Annotated in this window: 15 protein-coding genes and 3 pseudogenes; 12 read left to right on the top strand and 6 right to left on the bottom strand. The window is 57.1% G+C overall.

The window, feature by feature from the left end:
- Positions 1 to 377: 377 nt before the first annotated feature.
- The gene (locus tag ACWAT4_RS31055) at positions 378 to 764 is read right to left on the bottom strand and encodes a MarR family winged helix-turn-helix transcriptional regulator (protein ID WP_449728849.1); all 387 of its coding nucleotides are present in this window, start codon (positions 762 to 764) and stop codon (positions 378 to 380) included.
- A gap of 228 nt (positions 765 to 992) precedes the next feature.
- On the opposite strand from ACWAT4_RS31055, the gene ACWAT4_RS31050 reads away from it, so the two are divergent.
- The 5 genes and pseudogenes from ACWAT4_RS31050 to ACWAT4_RS31030 all read left to right on the top strand — a co-directional run bounded on the left by ACWAT4_RS31050 (position 993) and on the right by ACWAT4_RS31030 (position 5,886).
- Positions 993 to 1,601 carry a glutathione S-transferase N-terminal domain-containing protein gene (locus tag ACWAT4_RS31050; RefSeq protein ID WP_449728848.1) on the top strand — a complete coding sequence of 203 codons (609 nt, stop codon included), beginning with the start codon at positions 993 to 995 and terminating at the stop codon, positions 1,599 to 1,601.
- Positions 1,602 to 1,613: 12 nt separating this feature from the next.
- A complete protein-coding gene (locus ACWAT4_RS31045) occupies positions 1,614 to 2,354 on the top strand; it encodes an SDR family NAD(P)-dependent oxidoreductase (RefSeq protein WP_449728847.1) in 741 nt (246 codons plus the stop codon).
- A 386-nt stretch (positions 2,355 to 2,740) separates the two neighbouring features.
- Positions 2,741 to 3,982: a CaiB/BaiF CoA transferase family protein gene (locus ACWAT4_RS31040; protein ID WP_449728846.1), complete on the top strand. Its 1,242-nt coding sequence runs from the start codon at positions 2,741 to 2,743 to the stop codon at positions 3,980 to 3,982.
- Positions 3,979 to 4,776, top strand: a complete 798-nt coding sequence (locus ACWAT4_RS31035; RefSeq protein ID WP_449728845.1) for a crotonase/enoyl-CoA hydratase family protein — start codon at positions 3,979 to 3,981, stop codon at positions 4,774 to 4,776. Before ACWAT4_RS31040 ends, ACWAT4_RS31035 begins: the two co-directional genes overlap by 4 nt.
- Before the next feature lie 646 nt (positions 4,777 to 5,422).
- A pseudogene (locus tag ACWAT4_RS31030) lies at positions 5,423 to 5,886 on the top strand (TonB-dependent receptor plug domain-containing protein).
- An 831-nt stretch (positions 5,887 to 6,717) separates the two neighbouring features.
- On the opposite strand, the pseudogene ACWAT4_RS31025 reads toward ACWAT4_RS31030, so the two are convergent.
- Positions 6,718 to 6,890, bottom strand: a pseudogene (locus ACWAT4_RS31025) (IS630 family transposase); the annotation flags it as partial.
- Positions 6,891 to 7,222: 332 nt separating this feature from the next.
- On the opposite strand from ACWAT4_RS31025, the gene ACWAT4_RS31020 reads away from it, so the two are divergent.
- The 7 genes and pseudogenes from ACWAT4_RS31020 to ACWAT4_RS30990 all read left to right on the top strand — a co-directional run.
- Positions 7,223 to 8,455: an urea ABC transporter substrate-binding protein gene (locus ACWAT4_RS31020; protein ID WP_449728844.1), complete on the top strand. Its 1,233-nt coding sequence runs from the start codon at positions 7,223 to 7,225 to the stop codon at positions 8,453 to 8,455.
- A 139-nt stretch (positions 8,456 to 8,594) separates the two neighbouring features.
- The gene (locus tag ACWAT4_RS31015) at positions 8,595 to 9,461 is read left to right on the top strand and encodes a branched-chain amino acid ABC transporter permease (protein WP_449728843.1); all 867 of its coding nucleotides are present in this window, start codon (positions 8,595 to 8,597) and stop codon (positions 9,459 to 9,461) included.
- A gap of 47 nt (positions 9,462 to 9,508) precedes the next feature.
- The gene (locus ACWAT4_RS31010) at positions 9,509 to 10,501 is read left to right on the top strand and encodes an ABC transporter permease subunit (RefSeq protein WP_449728842.1); all 993 of its coding nucleotides are present in this window, start codon (positions 9,509 to 9,511) and stop codon (positions 10,499 to 10,501) included.
- Positions 10,502 to 10,509: 8 nt separating this feature from the next.
- Complete coding sequence (locus ACWAT4_RS31005) at positions 10,510 to 11,226, top strand: ATP-binding cassette domain-containing protein (RefSeq protein WP_449728841.1); 717 nt, start codon at positions 10,510 to 10,512, stop codon at positions 11,224 to 11,226.
- Positions 11,226 to 11,900, top strand: coding sequence for an ABC transporter ATP-binding protein (locus tag ACWAT4_RS31000; protein WP_449728840.1), 675 nt, complete (start codon positions 11,226 to 11,228; stop codon positions 11,898 to 11,900). The genes ACWAT4_RS31005 and ACWAT4_RS31000 overlap by 1 nt, the downstream gene beginning before the upstream one ends.
- Before the next feature lie 76 nt (positions 11,901 to 11,976).
- Positions 11,977 to 13,491, top strand: coding sequence for an amidase (locus tag ACWAT4_RS30995; protein WP_449728839.1), 1,515 nt, complete (start codon positions 11,977 to 11,979; stop codon positions 13,489 to 13,491).
- 157 nt (positions 13,492 to 13,648) lie between these two features.
- Positions 13,649 to 14,005 (top strand): annotated as a pseudogene (locus ACWAT4_RS30990) (nitrile hydratase accessory protein); the annotation flags it as partial.
- 652 nt (positions 14,006 to 14,657) lie between these two features.
- Here ACWAT4_RS30990 and nthB read toward each other — a convergent pair.
- The 4 genes from nthB to ACWAT4_RS30970 all read right to left on the bottom strand — a co-directional run bounded on the left by nthB (position 14,658) and on the right by ACWAT4_RS30970 (position 19,067).
- Complete coding sequence (nthB, locus tag ACWAT4_RS30985) at positions 14,658 to 15,320, bottom strand: nitrile hydratase subunit beta (protein ID WP_449728838.1); 663 nt, start codon at positions 15,318 to 15,320, stop codon at positions 14,658 to 14,660.
- Positions 15,317 to 15,955, bottom strand: coding sequence for a nitrile hydratase subunit alpha (gene nthA / locus ACWAT4_RS30980; protein ID WP_449731291.1), 639 nt, complete (start codon positions 15,953 to 15,955; stop codon positions 15,317 to 15,319). The genes nthB and nthA overlap by 4 nt, the downstream gene beginning before the upstream one ends.
- A 534-nt stretch (positions 15,956 to 16,489) precedes the next feature.
- Complete coding sequence (locus ACWAT4_RS30975) at positions 16,490 to 17,872, bottom strand: amidase family protein (protein WP_449728837.1); 1,383 nt, start codon at positions 17,870 to 17,872, stop codon at positions 16,490 to 16,492.
- A gap of 25 nt (positions 17,873 to 17,897) precedes the next feature.
- The gene (locus ACWAT4_RS30970; protein WP_449728836.1) at positions 17,898 to 19,067 is read right to left on the bottom strand and encodes a trans-sulfuration enzyme family protein; all 1,170 of its coding nucleotides are present in this window, start codon (positions 19,065 to 19,067) and stop codon (positions 17,898 to 17,900) included.
- Between the last annotated feature and the right edge of the window lies 1 nt (position 19,068).

The following is a 19,068-nucleotide window of genomic DNA, read 5'->3' as shown; positions in this document are numbered from 1 at the left end:
CCTCGATCGTTCCCGGCACGAGAACGATGCTGTGTCTGGCCATTTGAACGAGCCGCGGAGCCCATGGACCGGTCCTGCCTCGCGAAGCTCGGCTTCCAGCCCTGATCTGGACCACGTTCTTCTCTTCCCAGCATCTTACTTGCAGGACATAAGTCGACCAGTAAATTGCGATCCTAACCATGCTGGCCAGGTCTGCCAAATTTCCATGTGACCCGATTAGACCATCTTTGGAGAACCTCAGCCGGCTAAGTTACCTCTGTTGCGGCCTGTCGATCGACCCGGAGCCCATCTTCATGGTGCGGGCGCCCTATCAAGGACAGACGGCGGCGGCCGGCAGTATGGGGCGTGGTGGTCCAACGTGGACAACCTCGATTAGCTCAGAATTGAGCAGAGCCAAAGTCGGAGTCCGCAACCATTCTCAGAAGCGCTCGTAGCGCAATCGCCTGATCTTCGCCGAACGCTTCGGAAAAGTGGACTTGCGCTTCAGCCCAACAGGATCGTGCCACAGCGGCCCGGTCCCGCCCGCGCGCGGTCAGGCGGATGAGTTTGACGCGGCGATCGCGCTGATCGCGGCCAACGCGCACGAGGCCATCACGCTCCAGCGGTTTCAACGTATGGCTCAGCGCCGTCCTATCCATCACGAGTGCCTCCGCAAGTGCCCCGAGGGTGGGAGGGTCATCATTTGGGCGGCACGCAATCTCGGCAAGGATTGCATATTGGCCGATCGTCAAGCTGCAGCGGGCCAGGTAACGATCGTACAACACGCTCACACGTCTTGTCGCCTTCCGCAGTGCGGAGCAATTGCATGCCAGGGAGTCTGACAAAGCCGATCGGTCGGGCACAGAGTTTCTCCTTAGGGGTGCACCAAAATTATAGGTGCATATGCATTTTAATACAAGCTTCCTAGTTTTCCAGCGTATCGTCAAAATCTATTGACGCGTGAATTTGAGCAATCTAAAGATAGTGCATATGCACCTAATTGGAGATCAACAATGAAGCTCATCGGGACATATGTCTCTCCCTATGCCCGTCGCGTGGCAGCCGCCTTGGTTTCGCGAGATATCGAATATGAGCACGAAGATCTCAACGGCTATGCCAATCCTGCCAGGGCAAGAGAACTTAACCCTGTCGGAAAGGTGCCGATCCTTGAACTCGATGACGGTGAGCGTCTATTCGATAGCGCAGCAATTTTTGACTACCTTGACGAGCTGGTTGGACCGGAGCGGGCCCTGATTCCGGAGTCTGGATCGGCACGCCGGGATGTGCTTCGCCTGTCCGCCATAGCGAACACCGTCTGCGAGCAGGTCACCGCGCACTATAGTGAGCAGAAGCGACCGGTCGGATCTGCTCAGCCAGATTTGCTCGAGCGCTATCGGCTGCAGATTGTCGGTGGCTTCAAGGCGCTCGACGCCGCCTCGGGCGCGGGTGGAGCGATCGGCGCAGGTCTCAACGCTGCGACAATTTCTGCTGTTGTTGCGTTCGAGTACACCCCTCGATGGTACCCGGGCTTCCGCCCTGCTGACGTTGCGCCAGCGCTCGCGAAGTTGGCGTCGGCATTGGCAGGTGAGGCAGCCTTCGCGCGTACACGTCCTTCCATTTGATGAGCATGATATATGACAAGCAAGGTCTGTCTCGTAACGGGTGTCGGGGGTGCGACAGGCGCGGCTATCAGTCGCCGCTTTGCGCGTGATGGTTATGCAGTTGCAATGCTTGCGCGTAGCCGCGACCGCTTGAAAGAGCTGGAGCAGCAGATTGCGCATAGTAAGGCATATGTATGTGATGTGTCCGATCTGGATGCGCTGGCAAGAACCATCGCTGAGGTGCGCAATGACCTCGGAAAGCCCTCGGTAGTCGTCCATAACGCCGTCTCGGCGACCTTCGGAACATTTCTTGAGACGAATCCCGCGGAATTGGAGCGCAACTTTCGGGTGAATACGACCGCATTACTTTATCTGGCTCGAAATGTCGCGCCGGATATGGTTACGGCGGGGAGCGGTTCTATTGTCGTCACCGGTAACACGTCCTCGCTCCGTGGGGTCCCCAACTACACGCTGTTTGCGCCGACCAAGGCGGCTCAACGCATTCTTGCGGAGTCGCTTGCTCGTACGCTGTGGCCTCACCGGGTGCACGTCGGTTATGTGACGATCGATGGATCTATTGAGTCCCCTTGGCTCAGCGAAGGTGGCCGCAAGCCCCCTTCTTGGCATCCACCGCCCGCTGACTGGTCAAAGGCGCGAGAAGAATGGTTCGTTCGTCCCGATGCGATTGCTGAAGAGGTATATCGCATTGCGCACCAGGAGTCCTCCGCGTGGACGTTTGACATTGTAATCCGTCCGTTCGCCGAGAAATGGTGACAATCTGGCGTCAGTATTTGTGGGCGACAGCCTAGGATGAAGGCGAGCCGTCCTCGTCGCTCACCGGCGGAAAGAAGTGACCACTTTTTGGCTCACCTTTCCGTCCCCCCAATGGGAGTGAGCGATCAGGTCGCTTACCTCAAAGAGGCCCGCTTGGGCGTTCCCTCCTGAAACTGCCGGGGTCCTGCGCCCCGGCACTTTTTCTACGCCCAATATATACGGGTTAGCCGGCTCCAATATCTAGGCGGAGAGGACATATCTCGAGCCCTTTCCAACCAGCGGCGCGGTTAGGCCAACGATAAGTCTTATCGTTGTTGCGGCCGGGACGCGCAGATATTGGAGGATCGGATGAGGTTTCTTGTCACCTAATCAGCGAAGTGAGCGCAATGAGTGGTGCACTTGCCGGTTTAAGAGTCCTAGATCTTACACGTGTGTTGGCCGGGCCATGGGCTTCCCAGATTTTCGGGGATCTTGGTGCGGAGGTCTTTAAGATCGAACGACCAGGCGGAGGTGATGATACTCGCACCTGGGGGCCGCCGTTTCTCCGTGGCGCCGGCGGCACAGAAACAACCGAGTCGGCCTATTTTGCCTCCGCCAATCGGAACAAGAGGTCTGTCTGCGTTGACTTTACCAAGCCCGCTGGCCAGATGCTAATCCGTCGGTTGGCCGAGCGGAGTGACATTCTGCTTGAGAACTTTAAGGTCGGCGGCTTAAAGCAATACGGGTTGGATTACGATTCCCTCAGCAAGGTGAATCCGCGCCTCGTCTATTGTTCGATTACCGGCTTCGGACAAACCGGTCCATATGCGGCGCGCCCCGGGTACGACTTCCTGATCCAGGGGATGGGCGGCCTCATGAGCATCACCGGGCGAAAGCAAGGGGAGCCTGGAGCCGGACCGCAGAAGGTGGGCGTCGCACTTACTGACATTCTGACAGGCCTGTATTCCGCTGTATCGATTCTTGCCGCTATTCAGCACCGTCAACAGACTGGCAGGGGCCAGTATATCGATATGGCTCTGCTTGACGTGCAGGTCGCGAGCTTGGCCAATCAGAACATGAATTTCCTGTCGACGGGCGAGCCACCGATGCGCATGGGCAACGCGCATCCAAATATCGTACCGTACCAGGACCTGCCAACATCGGACGGCGACATGATCGTCGCGGTAGGCAATGATCGTCAGTTTGCTGCTCTCTGCGACGCTGTTGGGCACCCTGAATGGTCGAAGGACGATAAATTCGCGACGAACGCGAGTCGCGTCGAGAACCGTGAAGCGATTATCGGCCTTCTCAGCGCCGCGACCGTAAAGCGGACCATGAGCGAATGGGTCGCGATATGTGAGGCTGCGGGCGTGCCATGTGGACCCATTAACGATTTACAAGCCGTTTTCAGCGACCCGCAAGTCATCCAGCGCGAGTTAAAAATCGAGATGCCACATCCGACCGCCGGCACAGTTGCCCTGGTCGGTAGCCCAATTCGTTTATCTGAGACCCCGGTCGAGTATCAGTTACCTCCACCATTGGTCGGGGAGCACACGGTCGTGGTGCTCGAGAAAGTCCTCGATATGACGCGCGCGGAAATTCGCGACTTGGCGAGCATGGGCATTGTTGAAGGAAAGGGACTCGGATGACGGACTTCGTAAAGTTCGAAAGGCACGGCCAAATCGCACTGCTGACGTTGAACTCACCGAAAACGCGCAACACTTTATCATCGGAACGCGAGTACGGCGAGATTGAGAGGGCTTGTCGTGAAGTCCAGCGGGACAAGTCAATAAACGCTGTGATCGTTACTGGGAACGGCAGCGTATTCTGCGCGGGTGGCAACATCAAAGATATGCATGAACGTGCCGAAAGCAGAGCAACACCTCCAATTGAAGAACGTTATACATACAAGGAAGGAATTCAGCGCATCCCGCTTTCCTTGCACAACTTAGAAGTTCCGGTGATTGCGGCTATTAACGGGCCCGCCATTGGAGCAGGGCTCGATCTCGCCTGCGTGTGCGATATTCGAATTGCGAGCGAGGGGGCGATATTCGCCGAGAGCTTTGTGAAGATCGGTATTATCCCGGGTGATGGCGGCGCTTGGCTTCTACAGCGCGTAGTAGGCCTATCGAAGGCGGCTGAGATGACATTTACCGGAAACTCTCTCAATGCACAGGAGGCGCTCGATTGTGGTTTAGTCTCGAGAGTAGTACCAGCGGCGCATCTTCTTGAAGAGGCGTTGTCACTCGCAACTCAGATTGCTGCAAATCCAGGGCATCAGCTGCGTATGGCCAAACGCCTCATTCGAGAGGCGCAAACCAGCCGCTTCGAAACCATCCTCGAGATGTCGGCGGCATTTCAGGCGCTGGCACATTCTACACACGAGCACCGAAAATTGGTCTCTGACGCCGTGGCTCGCATTTCCAAGCCGGCGAAAAGATGATGGAGCCGAAATACGCTTGATGAAGAGGAGCCACTGACGTAGATCGCGATGCTTGAGGTAGTCATGAAGATGGAAAACGATCATCTGTCTGCTATCTCTCGAATTGCAATCGCCGAGCGGAGTTTGCCTTCTTACCCAAGGCTTGTGTTCGGAACACCAATGTTGTCTCCGCGGCGTTGATGATGTAGCTCGGGGAACTTTGGCTCTCCTCTGCAGCTTTGGTGCGCGTGCCAACGCTCCCGGGATTCTTCGTGTCGAAATAGCTAGTGCAGTCCAACCGCTAACGTGGAGGAGCAGCGCAGAAGACGCTATACCAAGTCGTTCGCGTGGCCGAATTGGATGCTCGCGTTCAGATTAGCGATGAGTCCCGCGTCGCAACGTCGATGCTTCCTTTCGCCTTCGCTGCTCTCGCAGTGGAGCATTATTACCTTCGGAGCTCGGCCAACCGCGACGAGACCAAGGAGCCTCGAGCTCCTAGACCCCGTCACGGTATCGCCGCCACCGCGGCGACCAGCCCGAGCGCTCGGCTCAGGCGAACAAACCATCTGCACAGCCCGCAGCAACGTCCAGCGCAAGCCAAACTGACGAGTGCGGCCTCCACGGCGCAGCCGGGCAGCAATGCCGCTCCGCCCCGCTCAACACGGCGGTGATCACGGAAGCCGGCTCGCGGCTCGGAGGCTCGGACTCACATCGCGGGAAGCACTGGCGATCGTCGAACAATCGACAAGCAGACATCCAGGACCAGGGGATCAGGACGGCGACTGAGGCCGCAAAGGCCGCGGTCAGCGTGACCGGTGGAGATGCGCCGGTCGCGCAGGCCATCCTTTCGATGCGCGGCTTCACCGGAGACCAGCTCATCATCCTCTACAACGGCATCAAGATCGGTCCGTCGACGATGACAGCCCGATGGACACGGCCAACCTCGAGCAGGTCGAAATCCTGAAAGGCCCGGCGTCACTGTCGTCGGGCGTCGGGGCAACCGGCGGTACAATCAACTATGTCACCAAGGCTCCTCACACCGGACCAATTGTGAATGGCTCCACGTCCCACGACTCTTTTAACGGCTACTGGGGCCGGCTGCGGCTTAGGCGGGAACATATTGATCGATGATTTGGACTATTACTTCGACATGGTTCCCAGGTAACAGCTTCGTTCAGGCGGTGACGTGGCGCAACTACTGCAGGACATTGTAGGCGCATTGCAACATGGCTGCGCGGAGGGAAATACGGGCGTCGATAGATTCGGCACCCTCGACGGATACCGAATCCTGCTCGTTTTTAGGGCAGCGGCACAGTCCGTCCGGTATGATTGTTCGCAAAATTGGATTCGCTTCGAACGGATAAGGTCGGTGCCCCAAGTCGGGCGGGTTGGTCCAGACGGGCCATCGGCGTCACGCGAGATGCGACGCGATCCGAGCACCTTGCGCGAATCGTCTCTTGATTGGGTGCTCCCGTAGGAAGGTGACCTGAAGTTCGAAGAGTTCTTGCGCGGATTCCTCGATTAGACTGTGTCCGCCTGGCGACATCGCGAACGCCTCTCCACTTATCGCTTGATGAACACCGCGAAGATCCCTTTCTGGCGTGAATATATCCTGGTCTCCGACCGCGATGAGGCTTGGCGCCTTCAGATCGTGCAGGCGACCTGTCGTTTCCGACGCTGAAATCGCATTCGCTTGGGCTCTTGGCAATGCTGCAGAAACTCGATCGGGATTAAACGAGGAAAAAACAGCCTATTATGAGCGGGGTTCTCGGTTGGTGCGTGGAGGACCCAGACGATACAGTCCTTGAGCCGTCATCTCCTTCGAGGATTCTTGAAGATAAGCGTGCCGATCGATACTGGGCGCATTGTTCTCGCTTCGTTGGCAAGCTCATGGAGCAGTCATGCGAGAGCAACTCTCGAATCGAGAGGCGTTTCAAAAATCTCTCACCAAGTTTGACAGCTTTCCTTTGCCAAAGACGTACTTGGCAATCCATCCGCGCATCGCGGGATCGCGCGGCATCGCTGATACAGCGACCGGGCAGCACAATCGCGAACGTGCCTCTTCAAAACGTCTGCTCCTGCTGGCTTAGCACCAACGGCGCGATCGGCCAGCCTCTCATACCTGCATTCGCCACAAGCACCCTCCTTCAGAAGTCTCGGCGCTTCTTCTGTAAGATGCATTCGCGTTCTAGATGACTGGTGTATCCGCTCCAACGCTCCGTGCGTCCTCTGAATCGTGCAAAAGAATGGAAGCCTTTGGTTGACGCGCTACGCGCAAAGAGCCGTCATAGAGCAAGCTGTGAATGAGGCTCACACGTCTGGGCGATTTCTTCTCAGTTGAGGCGTTGGGCACGAGTCGCATACTGCGCAAATAATTTGGTCGCGCGTTATGGACCGGCTCGACGAAGGACGGTCGTTCTCGAGCAAGCGCAGCATAACCGGCTGACTCTCTTGGGGAGGAGGGATTATGAAGAACATCAGGCGACGTGACATTTTGAAATTTGCCGCAGGTGCCTTTGCAGGTCCCGCTGTTTTCCGACACGCGGCGTGGGGCGCCGAAGCGCCGGTCCTTGTAGGGAGTTTGCACGATCAGTCCGGCCCGCTCGCCGGACTTGGCATTCCGATGACTCAGTGTCTCACGCTCGCAGCGGACGAACTCAATGCGGCGGGAGGTCTCCTTGGTCGGCCGGTGCAGCTCGTTCACTACGACACTCAGTCAAATATCCAGCTTTATTCCCAATACGCTCAGCAGCTTGCTTTGAAGGACAAGGTCTCTGTTGTTCATGGGGGCATTACGTCGGCTTCGCGCGAGGCGATCCGTCCAACTTTCGACCGTTACAAGGTCCTCTATTTCTACAATACATTGTACGAGGGCGGAGTGTGTGACCGGAACATATTCTGCACGGGGACGACTCCGGCGCAGACGGTTGAGAAACTCGTTCCCTATTCGATGAACAAGTGGGGCAAGAAAACTTACATTATCGCCGCGGATTATAACTACGGACAGATCACGGCGAAGTGGATGACGAAGTATGCCACCGAGAATGGGGGGCAGGTCCTCTCAACTGATTTCTTTCCCTTGGACGCCACCAATTTCGGACCAACGATTAGCAAGATTCAGGCCGCAAAACCGGATTTCATATTCTCGGTTCTCGTGGGGAGCAACCATACGTCATTCTATCGCCAATGGGCAGCAGCCGGGATGAAAGAAGAGATCCCGATGGCGTCCACGACATTCGGTCTCATCAACGAGACGAACACCCAGGAAGCCGCGGTGACTGAGGGCATAATCGGTGCGTACGGCTATCTTGAGGAACTAGAAACATCAGCGAGTAGGACGTTCGTTAAGAAGCTGAAAGACAGGTTCGGCGCGGAAATTCCATACATAACTGAGCTCGCGGCTTGCACTTACGAGGGATTCTGGATGTGGGCCGAAGGTGTGAAAAAGGCAGGCACCCTGGATCGCATGAAGGTCATTGAAGCGATCGAGGGCGGGCTCGAGATTGACGGTCCTACCGGCCACGTTGGCCTTGACAAGCAGACCCACCACGCGACCCGAAACGCAGTTCTGGGCCAAGTTAGGAACAAGGCCTGGTCCATCGTTCATACTTTTGAAAACCAAAGGCCCCTGGATACCGCGGGCGTGTGCAATCTGATCGAAAGGCCGAACGACCAGCAGCAATACATCGTCAAGATCTGAGTGGCGCAGTGATGGTCTTATCGAAACTGACGGGTAGCGGCGGGCTGCGCCGCGATCGCGACAGACAGAGAACGGTAGCTCCAGGAGTCGCATGGCCGGCTGCCGCGAGATCTGCTTCACTTGTGCGGAGATGCGGGCAATGGATCTAGTCGCAATTCTTGCGCTGAATGTTCTGAGTGGCGGAGCGTCACTCGTTCTTCTTTGCCTCGGCCTTGCGGTCATCTTCGGAATGATGCGCATCTTCAATCTTGCGCATGGCGAATTCTTGATGCTTGGTGCCTACTCCACAGTAGTCGCGACACAGGCCGGCTTTAATATATGGCTGTCGATCTTTATCATTACGCCTGTCGTCGTCGGCTTGATCGGAATTGTGGTCGAGCGTTGTCTAATCCGATTTCTTTATGGCCGGACGATAGACACCATGCTTGCCACATGGGGCCTTAGTCTCCTGCTTTCCGGGCTTGTGGCGACGATGTTCGGAAACACAATGAAGAGCGTGCCGACTCCCTTTGGTGGTTTCTCTATCGGTGCCTTTCGGTTCAGTTTGTACACGCTTGTCCTCATAGTTGTGGCCATCTCATTGCTGATCGGCAGTTGGACGATGTTGCGGTACACTCGTCTTGGGTTGATCGCGCGTGCGACTATGCAGGACCGTCAGATGGCCGCCGCTCTGGGCGTCGACCCTAGTCGGGTCTACATGGTGGCCTTCGGAATTGGCGCGGCTCTGACGGGCCTTGCAGGAGGTCTGTTTGCGCCGGTGTTAGGCGTGGCTCCAACCATGGGCGCGGCATACTTGGCGAAGGCGTTCATTACGGTTGTCGGCGGCGGGGCAGCCATCATTGCCGGTACGGCTTCTGCATCGGCAATTTTCGGTTCTATCAACCAACTCGTCTCATATTGGACAACGCCGATATTTGGCGAAGTCGCTCTCTTGATCTCGGCGATCATCCTGATTCGGTTCGTACCGCAGGGACTCTCTGCGTGCTTTTTCCGGAGGAGCTTGTGAAAGGATGGTCTCCAACTGCTTACGGTCGGGTACTAATTGCCCTTGGCATGGCGATGCTGGTCGCCCTTGCGCCAGGAATGCTCGAGTCATATGAGCTTATGCAGGCCACGAGCTTTGCCGCACTGAGCATGCTTGCGCTCAGTCTGGGTTTCATTTGGGGCTTCGGAGGTATTCTCTCGTTCGGTCAAGCGGCATTCTTTGGTTTGGGTGCGTACACTTACGCGGTCACGTCCATTAATTTTGGCGACAGCACAAGCGCGGTTGCTCTTGCGGTAGCAGTTCCTGGGCTTCTGGCGGGCGCGCTTGGGTATTTTATGTTCTACGGAAGGATTAGCGATGCTTATGTCAGCGTTGTTACGTTGACCGTTACGCTAGTGCTATTCAACCTCGTAAATTCGACCGCTGGCGACGAGTATCGGATCGGCATTGCGGCGCTCGGCGGATTCAACGGCATGCCCGCAGTGCCTGGCCTAAACGTGCCATTCAATCCGGGCGCGGTGCTCGACATTGCGCAGACATGGTACGCAGTGGCCGGCTCGCTGGTGTTGGTCTACGCAGCTCTTGCAAGTTTTCTTGCAAGTCGCTTTGGGCGCGCCGTCGTTGCAATACGTGAGAACGAGGCTCGCGCATCTCTGCTCGGCTATGACCCGCGGGCCTACAAGCTTTTGATCTTCGTGATGGGTGGTGGGGTCGCAGGACTGGCCGGTGCATTTTTCACGGCATGGGGTGCATTTGTGAGTCCAACCATTTTTGGTCTAGCCCTCTCGGGGGAGATCGTCGTGTGGGTGATGGTCGGGGGACTTCGCAGTCTAATCGGACCGGTTGTTGGCTGCTGTCTCGTCAAACTTCTCGTCTCAGAAGTCGGGGCGCAACAAGCGGTCAACCCGAACCTTGTACTCGGTGTGGTATTGATGGTGTTTGTCCTACTCGTACCCACGGGCTTGGTCCCGCTGGTTCGTGAGTACGTTCAGGCGGTCATTCTCAGAGTAATGCGAGGCCAACCTTCCATCAAGACCGCTGAAACCGTGGCTGCCGAGTAGGGATCATTATGACACTACTTGAGACGAAAGACCTCACCAAGCGTTTTGGCGGCGTTGTTGCCGTCAATGGCGTGAAATTGTCAGTCGTCAAGGGAGAGCTGCGGTGCCTTATCGGCCCAAACGGCGCGGGTAAGAGCACGTTCTTCAAAATGTTGACTGGACAGCTAACGCCCACGACGGGGTCGATCACCTTCTGTGGGAGGCAGATTGCGGGCGCAAGTCCACATGCGATTGCGCGGCTAGGTGTCGGGATCAAGACGCAAGTGCCGAGTGTCTTTGATGGCCTATCTGTTGAGGAGAACATCTTCATAGCAGCGCGTCGGAAGAACACAGCACAGACGACCAGTCGAGTTATCAAGGAGATCTTTGACAAGATACGGCTCGCTGAGAAGGCCAGCTTGCTGGCCGGCCAATTGTCGCATGGAGAGCGGCAGTGGGTCGAAATCGGCATGGTGTTGGCCGCCGGCCCGAAGCTCATCCTCCTCGACGAACCGGCCGCTGGCATGACGCGCGAAGAAATCTCTCGAACGGCTGAGATCATTCGAGGTCTCAGCAGTGAGCATGCAGTGGTCATCGTCGAGCACGACATGGAATTCGTTCGGATGATCGCAAAGACGGTCACGGTCTTCCATCAAGGTCAAATCCTGATTGAGGACAACGTCGATGCGGTAATGCGTGATGACCGTGTTCGCGACGTGTATCTCGGGAAGAAGGTCGCGGCATAATGCTTAGGGTAGACAATGTTCGAGCGGGATATGGCCGGGTGCCGATCCTAATGGGAGTGAGCCTCGAGCTCAAGTTCGGTCAGTGTCTCGGCGTGCTTGGCCACAACGGTATGGGCAAGACCACGCTTCTGCGCACTCTAATGGGATTGTTGCCGACGACGAGCGGATCGATAAGATTCTTGGATGTGGACGTCACACGAACTGCGACACATTTTCGGGCTAGGCGCGGAATGGGCTTTGTGCCACAGGGACGCGCAATTTTCGCTGAGCTCTCGGTTCATGAAAACTTGCGCATGGGTCTTACACATAGTGGGCCGGAAGATCTCACCGTCATTGAGGACGTGCTTGGTCTCTTCCCCCGCCTGCGACCGTTGCTCGACAGACCCGGTCGAGCCCTCTCGGGAGGCGAGCAGCAGTTGCTTGCGCTTGCGCGCTGCCTGTGCGGTCGGCCGAGACTGATGCTGCTAGACGAACCAACCGAGGGCATCCAACCATCGATCGTCGACGAGATCGCGGAAGTTCTACTGCGACTCCTACAGGAGCGCGAGATCACGATGCTCCTAGTTGAGCAGAACTTGCAGTTTATCACGTCCCTGTCGCACAGGATTCTCACGATCCAAAGAGGGTGCATCACCGGAGAGTTCGATCCGAACACCGTTGTAACCCTTTCGTGAGTCCCCAACGCTCTCGTCCGTGCACTGACGAGCAGCGCGCACGCTTTCCTATGAATCGAGTTAGCGGAGGAACATCATGGCCGTCAATCGCCCAACCCCGGATCAACTGATAACCGTAGGTGCGGATCTCGGCATCACGCTAACCCTTGCGCAGGCGGAGGAATATTCCACCCTCATGGCACGTCAATGTGCGGCATATGACATTGTCGACAGTTTGCCGGATAACGTGCCGGTGGTGAAGTATCCACGCACGCCCGGTTATCGGCCATCACCCGAGGAAAATAGGTTCAATGCCTGGTACCTAAAGACCGAGATAAAAGGGGCGCCGACCGGCAAGCTGGCTGGCAAAACGGTCGTACTAAAGGACAACGTGTGCTTAGCAGGCGTGCCAATGATGAATGGGGCATCCTCACTTGAGGGGTTTGTCCCTGATCTCGACGCAACTATTGTCACGCGCATGCTCGACGCTGGAGCTACGATTATCGGGAAATCGGTCTGCGAGTACTTCTGCCTGTCAGGTGGCAGCCACACATCCGTGCCAGCTTCCGTTCATAATCCGCACAAGCCGGGCTACTCCGCTGGTGGCTCCTCGTCAGGCAGTGGTGCCCTTGTCGCCGCTGGCGAAGTTGACCTGGCAATCGGCGGTGACCAGGGCGGCTCAATCCGAATTCCTGCATCGTACTGTGGCATTTACGGCATGAAGCCGACATTTGGACTTGTGCCCTACACGGGCGTGATGCCCATCGAAGCAACGGTCGATCATACCGGTCCCATGACTAGGACTGTGCGGGAAAACGCATTACTTCTCGAAGTGCTTGCGGGAGCCGACAGCCTTGATCCACGGCAATACAGTCCGAAGATTGCGCCCTACACTGAAGCGCTGACCAAGGGAGTGAGGGGGCTGAGGATCGGAGTGCTCAAGGAAGGCTTCACGTTGTCCAACATGGAAAAAGACGTGAAGGACAAGGTCCTCGCAGGCGCCCAGCGCTTCGCTCGACTGGGAGCAGAGGTTGAGGATATCTCAATTCCCGAGCATCCCACAACGGCGGCTGTGTGGGCCCCCATCGCTATCGAGGGCTCACTGGCGCAGATGATGATAGGCAACGGCATGGGGTGGAATTGGAAGGGACTCTATACGGTCGGCCTCCTTCAGGCTCACGCCGCATGGCGCGAGAAAGCCGATACGTTCTCGGAGAGCCTTAAGATCTCTATGCTGGCCGGATCATTCTTCTCGAAACGCTATCACGGGAAACATTACGCAAAAGCGCAAAACATTGCGCGCCGAATGAAGGCGGCGTACGATCGAATGTTTGAGAAGTACGATCTTCTGCTTCTGCCGACGTTGCCGACAAAAGCAACGCCCTTACCCCCAGCGCAAGCATCTATCTCTGAAATCGTGACGCGAGCATTCGATATGATGGGCAACGTGGAGCAGTTCGACGCTACCGGGCATCCTGCCATGTCTGTACCGTGCGGGCTTAGCGATGAACTTCCCATCGGCCTTATGCTGGTCGGGAGAGATTATGCGGAAAGCACGATCTATCAGGCTGCGGCTGCTTTCGAAGCGAGCGGGAATTGGCGCACGTTTTGAAGCGGACTTGACACGCGACGCTGGGGCGGAACTCCACCGGGCTTGGCTTGCATCCTCGCGCAGCCGCCGCCTGAAATCCATTCCAGCTCGCTCGTCCTCAATTCCCACTCATATCACCGCGGCCGACCGGGCGCTGTCGCATCAGGAGCAAGACCATATGTTGGCGATTACCTCGCAAGTCGCGCACGAGGCGACCAGGGCCGTTCCGAGCATCCCGCAGGATGCCGAAGGCCCGGTGTTTAAGGCACCCTGGGAGGCACAAGCGTTTGCGATGGTGCTAGCGCTGTACGAACGCGGTCTTTTCACCTGGCCGGAATGGGCGGGCGCGCTGTCCCAGCAGATTTCGGGTGCGCAAGCAGCCGGCGCTCCCGACGCCGACGAAAACTACTACCTCCATTGGCTGACAGCCCTGGAGAAGCTCGTCGCGGCGAAGGGCGTGGCGAGGCCAGAGACGTTAGTCCGCTATCGGAAGGCGTGGGACCATGCAGCCGACCGCACGCCGCACGGCCAACCGAGTTTGGCGGAGGACGCGCGACCCAGAAACGAGTGCCGCCGGGGGACTTCGAGTGACGGTGAGGGTGTGCGAGGGCTCGCTCTACTTGGCGCTGGCATGACCCTGCCAAGGGCCGGTTATTGTTAGTTGGAGAGGCGAGCTAATGGTCGGACCGGCCTAGTGGTACCGCTTTTGGGATTGCGAGTTAGATGTCGTTCGGCACCAGTGAAGCTCTCCTGCTCAGGTCAGTCCCTGACGATTTCAGCTTACCCAGTCAACGACAATAGGATGTCGTCTTGGAAATCGACAAACGGAGTGCCCGCGCTTGGAATTCTGGCGATCTTGCCAGATGCTTCCGCGCCTAAATAATATTAGAGCAGTGCTCGAAGCTCTGGCCCACTCCAATCTAAAATCCGGCCCTTTCAACGGGATCCGTTCATCCGGTTGCGGCAACGGGTTTCAAGTTGGACACCGAGGACTTCGAGGGGCGCGGCCCCACGGGTGGCGTCGGGCGTCCATGCTTCCACATAAGCATCGGGATCTGCAAGAAGGGATTCTTTACGGCGAACGCGGCCTTCTGTCCACGCCGAAACGATCAGTGCCGCGTTACACTGCGCCTCGGCTTCGAATTGTTAATTGGCGTTCCATACAAAACCCGTCCTCGCCAATGATGCTATGTGGGCACGAGATACGGCTCCCAACAATCGACGTTTACCTGAAGATTCGGGTCTCCGCGATCACCCCACAAATCGGTGCCGCGAAAAGTCACGCTGTAGCACCAATGCGGCTGCTCACCTTCGAAGTGCGCGTTCGTATCGGCGAATACAAAGACTCCGTGGACGATATCAATCGTGCCAGGTTTGTCTCTAGCATAACGCGGAAGCCTAGTGTGGCCGGTTGGGCTATTTGTCCTTGTCTTGACGCGGTCGCCGGGACGGAAGGCCGGTTCGGAAGCAGGCGGGCGATTGTAGGGAGTGCCCTTCGTCAGAAACGGGACCACCATGCTTGGTAGTAGGCGTCCGCGCTTTGTAACCTTGGGCGCCTCCAGGCTGCGCTCACATTTGATCTCCTCTTGCGTGACTAGGCCGCGTGAGACGACCAGATCTGCGAGTCCCTTGCTCCACAACTCGTAGTAAGTCGATGAAAAATAGTCCTGCGGCGAGCGGCATTCCCGAGCAAATCGTCCGGCGTCGATGTTCCATTCGCCCAGTGCTCCGGCCGCGATACTAAGAGCGAAAATCCGTCCCTCCCATTCCGCATGGAATAGAGGTTCGTCCGACGCAGGCGACGCAGGGGTAAAGCCCATCATGCCGCCGAGATCGTGGCCGCCATTCATGGTCGCAGCTCTCGCGGATCGAGTGGAAGTCCTGCGCCAACCATGCTGTTTCGGGTCACAAGCCGCGCAAGACGTTCTTCACTCCATCCGTCAGTACCGGCGGGTCGTCTCGGTATGACAAGGTAGCGCACCTCCGCAGTAGAATCCCAGACATGGATGCGGGTTGCTTCGGCAATGTTGACGCCGAAACTTGCGAGAAGACCTCTGGGGTCCATTACAGCGGTCGAGCGATAATGCGCCGACTTGTACCATGTCGGGGGGAGACCCAGCACCGCCCAAGGATAGCAAGAGCACAGCGTGCAAACGATTAGATTGTGCGCGTTTGCCGTATTCTCAACGGCGACGATGTGCTCGCTTTGACGCCCAGTAAATCCGAACTCCGCGATCGCGGCCGTTGCGTTTGTCATCAGGCGTTGGTGGAACGTCGGATCGCTCCAGGCTTTGGCGACCACCCTTGCTCCATTCCGCGGCCCGACGGTTTTTTCGTAGAACTCAACTATCTCGTCGAGAGCTGCGCGGTCGACATAATGCTTCTCGACTAGCACCGACTCCAACGCTCTTACACGAAGCTCGACTTCCGAGAGTTCAGATCCATGATGCTCATGATTGTGGTGGGAACTATGGTGTTCGGACATCGATTCCAGCTTCTGATGCACGACAATGGATCGCGAGTTGTTCGAAGACAACACCGCATGTTGCGCAAATTATATCGCGTCGACCGTGCCCGTTTCAGCAGAAAACAATTCGTCGCGCGTCGTGAGATAAGCTCACATGTCCTCTTGCTCGCTCGGTGCTGCCTCGCAAGCGACAAACCGCAGCGCCCGCTTTCTTGGTCATGGCGCCACCGGGGCTGGTTGCGGCGCGTGTCCAGTTTGCGGGCGCTGCAGCCCACGCGGTCTTGGTCGCGTAGCTCGCTGTCACCTCCTTCGATGTTCGTGAGGTCTTACACGTATGGAAATGCGTCAATCAGCGATCGTGAGAGGGCCGACGTCTGCATTGCGCAAGTTCGGCCCGATACGGCGCTCAGCAACCGTGATCTCGAAGCCAGCAACGCCGTCGTCGTCGCCGCCTGGGCTGACCTGGAGAAAGCTCAGGCGAAAGATGCTTTCGGCAGTCAGGACACGTTTCCGAGGTCGGGTATTTCTCGATGCCGTCGGCTATCTCTATCTTCAGGCTCGCAACGCAGTTTCCAGCCGCTTCGCATTTGCGAGAAGTGCCGCGTCTTCTCCGGGAAGGGCTTCAAGCAAGGCCCCGACGGGAATTCCATCGGAAGCAACCCCGATCGGCAGAGATATGCTTGGAAGTCCAATAAGCGTGGCCAAGAGAGTGTTCCGTAACAAGGTCGGGCCTGTCGGTTGTATCCGATCGTCTACTTGAATTGTTTCCACTTCATCGACGCGTGCAGCAGTCGTTGGCATGGTCGGGTAGAAGAGACCATCCAGCCGAAGCTCAGCAAACAAGGCCTGAACGGAGGCGCGCATCCGAAGCGTCGTCCGCATAGCCGCTTCGTGTTTCTTGGCGGCGTCTCGATCGTCCAAGCCTTCCTTGATGCGCTTCTTTACCGTTTGGTCACTGATCTGAGACAGCAGATCTTCAAGAGCGATATCAATCTCGCAGCGCCGAAGATATACTTCTAGGTGCCTCGGCATATCGAATCCCGTGATGCTCACCTGCGTTGACCACAGCTGCTTCGGAACGTCGGGAATGTCGCATTCTACGACTTCGACCTTATCACGAACTAGCCGTTCGACGGCAGCCTGAAAGACATCTCTCACGCGTTTTGCCGCCTGCCAGGCGAGTCGAGAAGGAATTCCTAGTCGAAGTCGTCCAGGGCGTTTAGCTTCTTTCCATCTCATCGGTGCGAGTATGCGGTCTACCGCGGCAATGTGGTCCACCGTCGACCCAAGCAATCCAACAGTGTCACGATTGTAGGAGATTGGCACCACGCGATCGATCGGATAGCGATCGAACGACGGACGAAACCCTACGATTCCACAGCAGGAGGCCGGGACCCGGGACGATCCTGACGTATCGGTCCCAAGGGCGATCTGTACCATGCCGAGGGCAACAGCCACGGCAGATCCGCCACTGCTGCCGCCGGCCGAATACCGGGTGTCGTGAGGGTTAACCACGGTGCCGAACGCGGGATTGATGCTTGTCGCGCCTAATGCAAGTTCATGCATGTTCGACTTAGCAACCACCACGGCCCCTGCTTCGCGGAGATAGCGCACAACAGGCGCATCGTCAGATGCGATAGCATCGCGGAGGCCTAGAGTAGCGGCTGTTGTTGCGATGCCGCGAACATCGATATTATCCTTCACCACAATCGGCACGCCCAGAAGAGGCATCGAGCGACTTTCCACCCCATTTTCCAGGCTCAGCAACTTATGGAACTCTTCCAACGCGTTCTCATTTGCCCACGTGAGTGCGTTGTGCTTGCGTGCACTGGAAAACAATTTCACCGCGTGTGCGATCGCGGCTCCCTGTTGCCCTGCCCCGTTCCAAAGAGGGCCGTTAGAGCTATTGTAATTGACCGTCTCGAAGGTTGGCATGGATGTCCGTCCAGATTGCTAATCGTCAGGTGCTGCTAAGAGCTTGGTCCAAATCTGCGATCAGATCGTCGACATGCTCTATTCCGATAGACAACCGGAGCAGATTGTCCGGCACTGCAAATCCGGTTCCCTGACCGCGCGTTTGAATCGGAGATGACGCTCGATGCTCGATTAGGCTCTCTACTCCACCAAACGACGCCGCCTGCATGAACGTCTTCGTGCGAGCTGCGATTCGCTTGGCTGCCGCTCGTCCCTTCCTTACTGCGATGGCCATCATTCCACCGCAGCCTCTCGGCATTTGCTTTCGCGCGAGGGCGTGCCATTCGCTTGACGGTAGACCCGGATAGAAGACTTTCTCAATTGCAGTGTGAGTCTCTAGGAAGGTTGCGACAGCCTGGGCGTTAGCGCTGTGTTGGCGCATACGAAGAGGTAAGGTCCTCAAGCCCCGATGCACCATCCAACAATCGAAGGGAGAAGGAACCAGGCCGATGTTGATCTGGAACGCCCGCGCGCGCTCGTACAGTTCGCTTTTTTCCTTAAATACCGCTAGACCATTCACCACATCGGAATGCCCTGCAATGAACTTTGTACCTGCATACAGGGTCACATCCGCGCCCAGGCTGATTGGCCGCTGCAGCACGAACGTTGCAAACGTGTTATCGACAACAACACGGATGTTACTTGCGTGGGCGAGGTCGGCCAGCACGGCGATATTGGCCACGCGCATGAGTGGATTGGACGGTGTATCGATCCAGAGCATCCGTGTCCGAGGGGTTATCGCAGCCGCGACCGCATCCGGGTTTGTGATGTCCACGAGGTCAACTTCGATGCCCCATTGTCGAACTTGATCCTTGAGCAGCCGCGCGGTGCCCTGGAACACCTCATATGAGGTGATTATTCTCTCGCCGCGGCACAGGCAGCTTAGCACGCTCGCAATAGCCGCCATGCCTGATGACGTCGCTATGGCTGCTGCAGCGCCATCCATTTCTGCAACGGCTTCCTCGAGCCATGCGCGGTTTGGGTTGTTAAACGTCGCGTACGCAAAACCGCGTGGGTAGCTACCGTCGGGAGCGCGTTCGTATGTCGTGCTAAGATAGATCGGGGGCACGATGGCGCCTGTTGCCGGATCAATGCGTCGCCCTGCGTGCACTGCAAGTGTCTCGATCCGCCTCGTCTGGATGGCTGCGCCGCTCAAC

The sequence above is a fragment of the Bradyrhizobium sp. T-1 genome, assembly GCF_053592855.1.
The sequence above is the reverse complement of the archived record's forward strand: the minus strand, read 5'-3'. Positions and strand labels throughout refer to the sequence as shown.